The 8241-nt window shown below is 47.9% G+C and carries 6 protein-coding genes and 1 riboswitch; of the genes, 5 read left to right on the forward strand and 1 reads right to left on the reverse strand.

What is annotated here, in order from left to right; all coding sequences use genetic code 11:
* The first annotated feature begins 179 nt into the window (after window positions 1–179).
* The 3 genes from L7E55_RS08645 to L7E55_RS08655 are packed head-to-tail and all read left to right on the forward strand — an operon-like array spanning window position 180 to window position 4955.
* Window positions 180–650: a MarR family winged helix-turn-helix transcriptional regulator gene (locus L7E55_RS08645; protein WP_277443744.1), complete on the forward strand. Its 471-nt coding sequence runs from the start codon at window positions 180–182 to the stop codon at window positions 648–650.
* Window positions 628–2244, forward strand: a complete 1617-nt coding sequence (locus L7E55_RS08650) for an MDR family MFS transporter (RefSeq protein WP_277443745.1) — start codon at window positions 628–630, stop codon at window positions 2242–2244. Before L7E55_RS08645 ends, L7E55_RS08650 begins: the two co-directional genes overlap by 23 nt.
* A 32-nt stretch (window positions 2245–2276) precedes the next feature.
* Window positions 2277–4955, forward strand: coding sequence for a phosphoenolpyruvate synthase (locus L7E55_RS08655; protein ID WP_277443746.1), 2679 nt, complete (start codon window positions 2277–2279; stop codon window positions 4953–4955).
* 82 nt (window positions 4956–5037) lie between these two features.
* Window positions 5038–5154: riboswitch (molybdenum cofactor riboswitch) on the forward strand.
* 187 nt (window positions 5155–5341) lie between these two features.
* On the opposite strand, the gene L7E55_RS08660 is transcribed toward L7E55_RS08655, so the two are convergent.
* On the reverse strand, window positions 5342–6538 hold the full coding sequence (locus tag L7E55_RS08660; protein ID WP_277443747.1) for an agmatine deiminase family protein: 1197 nt from the start codon (window positions 6536–6538) through the stop codon (window positions 5342–5344).
* Between the two features lie 327 nt (window positions 6539–6865).
* Between L7E55_RS08660 and L7E55_RS08665 the strand changes: the two genes are divergently transcribed.
* Both L7E55_RS08665 and nadC read left to right on the forward strand, forming a co-directional pair.
* Window positions 6866–7531 (forward strand): hypothetical protein, encoded by a 666-nt coding sequence (locus tag L7E55_RS08665; protein ID WP_338091200.1) that lies wholly within the window; start codon window positions 6866–6868, stop codon window positions 7529–7531.
* Window positions 7532–7628: 97 nt separating this feature from the next.
* Window positions 7629–8241 (forward strand): carboxylating nicotinate-nucleotide diphosphorylase (gene nadC / locus L7E55_RS08670; RefSeq protein ID WP_277443749.1); only part of this gene is annotated, 613 nt, incomplete at its 3' end.

Below are 8241 nucleotides of genomic sequence, written 5' to 3' on the forward strand. Positions count from 1 at the left end.
TCCACAAGTCATGGAAAGCATGATTTCCTAAGCAACAAAAAGTCCGGTTCCCGTGTGAACGCTCGGGAATCGGCTTTTGTTCTTTTGGGGTGCATCTTGACAGATTAGTTTATTTTGTTAATAATTAATATAATAAATAATTTACTAATTAAATATAACAGGGGTGATGACAGAAACAAATGGATGAAAAAACAATTCTCGCACAGGAACTTGCCCGAACCATGTTCAGATTCAAGCGGCTTGGATGGCGGCAAGACTCCACCCATGCGCTCAGACAGAGTGAGTTCATACTGCTGGCAACCATTACACATAGTACCAGCCATGACTCTGATGGCATAAAGATCTCTGATTTGAGCGCGCGGCTGCAGATTACTCCCGCCGGCGTCACTCATATAATAAATTCCCTGGAGGAGGGTGGTTATGTGGAACGTTTGGCGGATCCGGCGGATAGAAGGGTTGTTCTCGTTAAGCCGACAGGCAGGGGAAATCAAGCCGTCAATTTAATGAACGCAAAATTTCTGGAAACACTAAAAGAATTGATTAACTATCTTGGAGAGAGGGACAGCAAGGAATTAATCAGACTTTTATCTTCAGCGTTAACCTTTATAAAAGAAAGGCGGAACTGTGGTGCAGAAAAATTCAAAGCGTAATATATTGCTGATAGGATTGATCTTAGGGATGTTCTTTTCCTCCCTTGACCAAACAGTTGTCGGAACCGCCATGCCGAGAATCATTGGTGATTTGGGTGGCTTGGATATCCTGACCTGGGTGACCACGGCGTATATGCTGAGTTCCACGACGATCGTTCCGATCGCCGGAAAGCTGGCTGATTTATACGGCCGCCGGATGATCTACGTTACGGGACTTTTCGTATTTATGCTTGGTTCAGCATTATGCGGGACCAGCAACAATATGACCGAGCTGATTGTCTACCGCGGCCTTCAAGGAGTGGGCGGGGGCATTATGATGCCCATGGCCATGACCGTCGTCGGGGATATTTTCCCTCCCGAAAAGCGCGGGAAGTGGCAGGGAGTTATGGGAGCTTTATTCGGCCTGTCCTCTATCGTCGGTCCGACTATCGGAGGCTGGATAGTTGATAACAGTTCCTGGCACTGGGTGTTTTATGTCAACCTGCCGGTTGGCATCCTCGCTGCCGCGACTATTTTTATCGGACTCAGCGGCGAAAAACGACTGAAGGATAAAGTGGTTATTGATTATGTGGGAGCGGGGACTCTCGTGGTAGGGGTTGTATCCCTCTTGCTGGGCTTAAGCCTGGGCGGAAAAGACTACCCCTGGAGTTCATGGCAGATCACCGGGTTATTTAGCGCCGCGTTTGTATTTTTGCTGGCCTTTGTATTGGTGGAGAAAAAGGCGGAAGAACCTGTGTTTAGTTTGACACTGTTCAGGAACCGGGTTTTTGCGGTAACCAATATTGTCGGCTTTCTGATGGGGTTGGGCATGTTCGGCGCTATTGTGTTCTTGCCGCTGTTCCTGCAAGGAGTAGTCGGCATTAGCGCCACGCGATCAGGCAATACAATGATTCCAATGATGTTTGCCATGGTTTTGACCAGTATTCTTGGGGGGCAGCTGATCACAAAAATCGGTTTTCGCACCCAGTTAGCCGCGGGTATGAGTTTCATCGCCGCAGGTTTTTACCTGTTGAGCACGATGACAGTGAATACGACCCAGCTAGGTGCGATTTCCGATATTATTGTCCTGGGGCTTGGGTTGGGTCTGGTTATGCCGACATTAACCATAGCGGTGCAGAGCGCCTTTCCTCTTGAACAGCGTGGTGTGGTTACCTCTTCAAGCCAGTTTTTCCGCAGTATAGGCGGAACTCTTGGAGTAACTCTGCTGGGAGTGGTAATGAATCACAGTTCAATCGGTTTACTGCAAAAAGATTTCTTTCCTGTGATAAAAGGCATTCCGGGACTACAGGCGGGACCCCTCGGCAGTACCTTGGAAAAGGCTTATGCCAACCCGCAGGGCCTATACAACGTACTCTTAAGCCCGGAAACAATTAGAAGCATCCCTGAAAATTTGCGGCAAGTCCTGCTGCCACCGCTTAAGGCTACACTGGCTGACTCCCTCCATGTAGTGTTCCTGGTCGCGATGTGCATCGCGATCCTGGGTATTGTGGTCAGTTTGCTGATAGGTAACGCAAGGGTGGAAAGAGCGGAAACAAAAGAGCGGTATAAGGCTAAAGGCAATGTAAATTTGAAAGAAGATTTGCTTGAAACATAAAAGCGGCGTTTTGCCATAAAGGGGCAACTAACATGAGTCAATATGTGTTGTATTTCAATGATATAGATAAATCCAGCCTGTCCCGGGTGGGAGGCAAAGGAGCGAATCTGGACGAATTATGTCATGTTCCGGGGATAGCCGTACCCGCGGGGTTTTGTGTTACCACGAGGGCTTACCTGGATTTCGTAAATACGAGTAAAGAGTTTGCCGCATTGCTGGAATCTCTGGAATTAATCGATATCGAATCATTGGAAGAGCTCAAGTCGGCGGGTGAGCGTATGCGGTCTCACCTGGAGAACCTTGACATTCCTGAATGCATTCAGCAGGAAATCAGCCGGGCCTGGCGGAAGACCGGCAGTCAATACGCCTACGCCATTCGATCCAGCGCGACGGCGGAAGACCTTCCGGGAGCTTCTTTCGCCGGGCAGCAGGACACCTTCTTGAATATTAAGGGTGAGGATAATATCCTTGACCGCGTCCGGAAATGCTGGGCGTCCCTGTTTACCGACCGGGCTATCGCTTACCGGCGGAAGAACGGTTTCGCCCATGACAAGGTATTGTTTTCCGTCGTCGTACAGCGGATGGTATTCCCTGAAGTGTCAGGAATCATGTTTACGGCTGATCCGGTGACCGGCAACCGGCGGATCGTATCCATAGACGCGAGTTACGGTCTGGGAGAAGCGTTGGTGTCAGGCATCGTCTCAGCCGATTTATACCAGGTAAAAGCGGATAAATTGCTCAAAAAGCAAATCGCCAGTAAAGAAATCGGCATCTTTGCCATACCCGAGGGCGGCACGGTCAAATTGAAGATTACGGAAGAGAGACAGACATCTCAGGCTTTGCCGGATGAGGGCGCGGTCAGGCTGGCCCGGATGGGACGAAACATTGAAGAACATTTCGGGAGTCCGCAGGATATTGAATGGTGCTTAGCCGACAACGAAATATTTATTGTCCAGAGCCGGCCTATTACGACCCTCTACCCCATTCCCGCCGTCTCCGATGATAAACTTCACCTTTTCGTATCATTCGGTCACGTGCAAATGATGACAGAGGCCATAAAGCCCCTGGGGATATCGGTATTGAGGACTTTTCTGCCGTTGGGAAAAAGTTCGCCGCGGGCAGAGAGCGACCTTCTGGTGGAAGCCGGCGGGAGATTGTATACCGACGCCGTTACTCGTTTGATTGAATATCCGTTTCTAAGGAAACGGCTGCCTGAAATATTGCTCAATGTTGATGAAATGATCGGCCGGGCGGTGCAGGACTTCATCGAGCGGGAGGAATTCCAGACGACTGATCAGCCGGTCAAAAAATTGGAATTTGCTCTGGTTGTAAAGGCCTTACCGACGGCGTTTGCCGTCCTCGGAAATATCTTGTTCCGTAATCACGACCAGGTTATTGCTCAATTGAACCTGTTTATCGATAAACAAGTAAAGAAAAACAGAAAAAAACTGCAAGAGGTGTCCGGTCCGGATAGAATCGCACAGATTCAGGAAATATTGTCCACCTTGCTGTCAATGATTTTTGCGAGGATAGCTCAATATTTCCCGGCGGCAATAGGCACTTATAAGCTTATTGAGAGCTTGTCCAAAAAGTGGCTGGGGGACGCGGCTGAGTTGGGTAGTATAAGTAAATCCCCGCCGGGGAATGTGACGACCGAGATGGGGTTGGCGCTGGGGGATGTCGCGGATGCCGCGCGCAATCACCCGGCAGTGATTGAATACTTGATGCAGGCGGCGGACGATACCTTCTGGGAGGGCTTAAGGTCTGTTCCCGGCGGAGAAGATGTTCTGCCTGTTTTCTTGAATTTCTTTAAGCAATACGGGATGCGGGGGACTGGCGAAATCGACTTGACCCGGCCGCGCTGGCGTGAGGCTCCGACCCAGTTGGTCCCCGCCATCCTGAGTCACATTAAAGGGGTTAGGCCGGGACGGCACCGCCTCGATTTCCAGGCCGGCAAAGAGGAGGCCGAACTTGCCGCCGGCAGGCTGCTGGAGCGTCTGCGTCAAAAACCCATGGGCTTCATTAAGGCAAGGATTATGCGGCGTCTGATCAAGGTTCACCGTTCTTTGATCGGTATTAGGGAACACCCCAAATATTTCATCGTGCAGAATTTCGATATTATCAAACAGGCAATTTTACAGGAGGCGGACACCCTGGTCTCGGGCGGAATTTTAGAGCATCCCGATGATATCTTTTGGTTTTCCTTACAGGAAATCAAGGAAATAATTGAAACGCGGCGGGTAGACCGTGATGTCATCACCATGCGTAAGGAAAAATTCCAGCACGATCGGCAATTGACTCCTCCCCGCGCCATTACCAGCGAAGGAGAAATCATTACCGCCAAGCCGGGAGCCCACGTTCCGCCAGGCGCGCTGGCCGGCAGCCCGGTATCGGCCGGAATGGTGGAAGGCCGCGCCCGGGTCATATTGAAGCTGGAAGAAGCGAAAATGGACAAGGGAGATATACTGGTAGCGCCTTACACCGATCCGGCCTGGACGCCGCTATTCCCGCTCGCGGCCGGCCTGGTCACGGAAGTCGGCGGTCTGATGACCCATGGCGCGGTGGTGGCCCGGGAATACGGTATTCCCGCAGTGGTGGGGGTGGACGACGCCACTCGCAAAATTCTGGACGGACAGAAAGTGCGTGTCGACGGTACGCAGGGATATGTTGAGATTCTTACAAAAGAACCTGTCCTTTATAAGCATGACTGATCAACGTTTCAATACTTATTCAAAATTTATCAAAAAAGTTTACGGCTATTGCAGGATTTTTAAAAGATATGTGGAAGTATTTTTAAAATAAAATCTCCGAGCCTGTTTAACCTAAGCTAAAGGTATGGTTAGCGGGCCGCTAGGGTATATTGGGAAACCGGTATGCCTCCCATCGGAAAGGAGAAAGATAGCTTTATCTTGGCGCGAAGCTTTGTCCTTTTACATGAGGGATAAAGTTTTTTTATTTTTAATTATGGCTTTCCATAGTTTACTCCATAAATCACCTTGTCTTTCACCTCTCCTTTAAATACCCGGTTCTTAAAAAACGGGTATTCTTTTTTTTGGCAAAACGGATTTTCAATCGTCAGATTGCAGAAACCGTGACATTAGTTTGCAGGCATATGCTGGGTTATACAGTGGATTCCACCTCCCCAAAAATTTACACTTTCATCGTTGATACCGATTATTGTTCGTACGGGGAATACGCTCTGGAATATACCCTTGACCTGATCTTCAGTGGTTTTCAGCTTGTCTGAACGTCCAGGCACCCAATAGGTCTGCATTAGCACCACACCGTTTGTGACGGCATAATTCAAATAGCTGCGCACAGGTATTTTGCCTGTTTCGTCAATCTCTCCGTAAAGGGTGGGAGGCATGGGAATTCTTATGATGTGGAACGGTTTCCCGTCCTGATCAGTCGAGTTTAGCAATATATTGTAATTTTCTTCAAGGCGCAGATATGACTTTTGGGAATCCAAGTTTGTGTCTTTATCTTCAGGCAGGACCTGGGCCAGAAGTATTGTATCCGGACTGGCAAAGCGTGCGATTTCATTGATGTGGCCAACTGTGATTAAATCATCTTCAGCTAGGCCTTGCTTGAGCCATATTACTTTTTTCGCGCCAAGCACCCGCTTATATTCATTTTCGATCTGGCTTTTGGTCATTTCCGGGTTCCGGTTAAGCGCAACTGACTCTGTAAGCATGATTATACCTCTGCCGTTAGACTCAACGCCGCCACCTTCGGAAACCAGGTTGGTACTGATAACCGGCAGATTAAGCATCTGAGCGGCTTTCTTATCTATCTGGCTTTCCACATCAATATAGTCCTGACTTGCGCCTCTCCCATAGTTATCGAAACCAAAATTAACGACATTCAACCTGTTCTGACTGTCTTTGACAAATACTGGTCCGACATCTCTGGCCCATATGGACAGGTGGTCAATTATGTAGAAATTAATATTGTTGCCGGAGTACCCATTTGCGTTCAGCAAATCTTCAATTTGTGCAGCTTCTTCTTTGCTCTGTGATATAAGGTTAACTCTTACGTGCGGCTCAAGAGCCTTTATAATGTCAATATAGACAGGATATATTGATTTGCTGGCAGTGCTATACATGCCTTCCGGCCATAGCAACCAAATAGCCTGCTGTTTTTCGAATTCGCCCGGGGATACATAGGTGATTGGGTCGCTGCCATTGTCAATGGCAGGTTTTTGATATGCTTTGTTACCGGTAAAAGCCCTGATCGACAGTATAATAAGCATGCAAGCGAAAACAAGTATGATAATGGAATACTCCTTTTTCATTTTTACCTCCTTTTTATTTGCAGTGCGGCACGCAAAATGAGAAACTGTAGTAATTCTTAGTATCGTATTGCGTTCTGAATATAATGCAAAATAGAGACATTAAAAAATTAGGAATAGCGTAAGGAAATGAATGGTAGACGGTCAGAACCGCACAAGTAAATTATTTGCCAAAATAATTTAAATAGGTGAAGGAATTTTGAAGAATATGTGGAAGTATTATTAAAAGAAAATCTCCGAGCCTGCTTAACCTAAACTAAGGTATGGTTAACTGTTTACCAAGCCTTTATCAGCCAATGTCCTCCCAGTGAAAGCAGTAAAATCCGCCAGATTAGTTATGAAGCGGTTATGTACAAATTTCTTAAATATGATTGTAACATTCCTTCAATACTCAAAGTTGCCTTCCATGAATCAAGCGGTAGCTGGGAATATATGGTTATTCAAATGAAAAAGACTAACCCCAGCCAGCCTTGGCAAGCTCTTAACGCCGCCGTTGGCTTTGATCCGACAATCGGGAAGTTTATCATAACGGTCGACGAAGATATTGACCCTCTTGATCCGGATTCAGTTAACTGGGCACTTAGTTTCCGGGTTCAGCCCCACCTCGATTGCCGGATTACGACCGGTAAATCCAGTATGCTGGATCCTTCGTCGGCACCTCCCGGGGCAAGCACTAATGAAGATCGTTTTCCCGCGCCGGTTGGCACCTCTGCTATCTTAATAAACGCAACGCGCCCATTTGCCTTCCCCGCAGTTTCTTTGCCGGCTAAGGAATATATGGAAAATGCTAAAAATATCTGGGAAAAATTGGGACTACCAAATCTGACACCCAAGGCGCCGTGGCATGGCTATACCTTAGGTTATTGGAGCAAGGAAAATGAAGAGGAAGCTCGTTTGGCTGTACAGGGTAAACATTATCTTACCGGGAACAAGTTGGCTTCTACCAGGGTTCAAATGCAAGACCTTGCAACCAAAGCATTAAGTGAAGGTAAGTAACTTTATTTAGGTGATAAAGTCTGGGGAATTCCTTCCCCAGACCTCTTTTCCCCGTCATTGGCTTATTATACTAAATTATCAGATGGAGGGTAGGACCTTGAATATTAACCTGCTTGAATTGCGAAAACTGATTGAGTTTTGCTTAAATGAAGACATCGGTGCCGGTGATTTGACCACATATAGTATTGTGCCCGGTGATGCCACCTCTACCGGTTATATTCTGGCAAAGGAAACCGGGGTGTTAGCGGGGATGCCGGTAGCTGAGATTGTTTTTCGTTGTCTTGACCCGTCAATCCAATTCCTTGCACATGCCGTTGACGGTGAGTTGGTAGAGCGGGGCCGGGTGTTAGCGGAGGTACGGGGCAACGCACGGGCAATCCTGTCCGGTGAGCGGTTAGCACTGAACTTCTTGCAACGACTATCGGGAATTGCTACCAAAACTGCTCAATTGGTGAAATTAGTGGCCGGTGAAAAGCCATATATAATCGATACCAGGAAAACTACCCCTGGCTTGAGAATGCTTGAAAAATATGCCGTGGTGATGGGTGGTGGACGTAACCACCGCTTTGGCCTGTATGATGCTGTGCTTATTAAAGATAACCATATTAACATAGCCGGAGGGATTACCAAGGCAGTAGAAGCGGCCAGGCGGGGCAGCCCCCACACTGCTAAAATAGAGGTGGAAGTAGAGAGCCTGGCGGGGATAAAAG

The organism is Pelotomaculum isophthalicicum JI, from assembly GCF_029478095.1.
Classification (GTDB): Bacteria; Bacillota; Desulfotomaculia; order Desulfotomaculales; family Pelotomaculaceae; genus Pelotomaculum_D; species Pelotomaculum_D isophthalicicum.

What these genes read in the sequence shown, in the direction of transcription:
- L7E55_RS08645 (WP_277443744.1), top strand. Translation starts at nt 180, where the DNA reads ATGGATGAAAAAACAATTCTCGCACAGGAACTTGCCCGAACCATGTTC.
- L7E55_RS08655 (WP_277443746.1), top strand. Translation starts at nt 2,277, where the DNA reads ATGAGTCAATATGTGTTGTATTTCAATGATATAGATAAATCCAGCCTG.
- L7E55_RS08660 (WP_277443747.1), bottom strand. Translation starts at nt 6,538, where the DNA reads ATGAAAAAGGAGTATTCCATTATCATACTTGTTTTCGCTTGCATGCTT.